Annotated in this window: 1 protein-coding gene; it reads left to right on the forward strand. The window is 51.4% G+C overall.

The genetic code is table 11. The features are described from left to right. A partial coding sequence (locus VT06_RS17275) for an Ig-like domain-containing protein (protein ID WP_046555571.1) occupies positions 1 to 494 on the forward strand: 494 nt, incomplete at both ends.

The raw sequence follows: 494 nt of genomic DNA on the forward strand, positions 1-494 counted from the left end.
AGCTGCAGGTACTATTACCGTTACCGGCACTGCCACTGGTGGCGATATTGCCCCAGGCGATGTGGTGACCATGATAATTAATGGCGTAACCTACACCACTACCGTACAAGCCGATGGCAGCTGGTCTGTTGATGTCGCCGGTAGCGATTTAGCTGCTGACACTGAATTTGATGCGGTAGTAACGTCTTCTGATGCTGCAGGTAATACTGTAGATTCAATTGGCACCTCGACCCATACTGTCGATACCGGAGCAACAGCAGGCACCGTTTCAGTCAATAATATTACCGCCGATGATGTCGTTAATGCCGCTGAAGCAGCCGGTACCATCACGGTTACTGGTACCGCTACTGGCGGCGATATTGCCCCGGGCGATGTGGTGACCATGATAATTAATGGTGTCACCTACACCACTACCGTACAAGCCGATGGCAGCTGGTCTGTTGATGTCGCCGGTAGCGATTTAGCGGCTGACACTGAATTTGATGTGGTAGTAA

It is taken from the genome of Arsukibacterium sp. MJ3 (genome assembly GCF_000987765.1).
GTDB lineage: Bacteria > Pseudomonadota > Gammaproteobacteria > Enterobacterales > Alteromonadaceae > Alishewanella.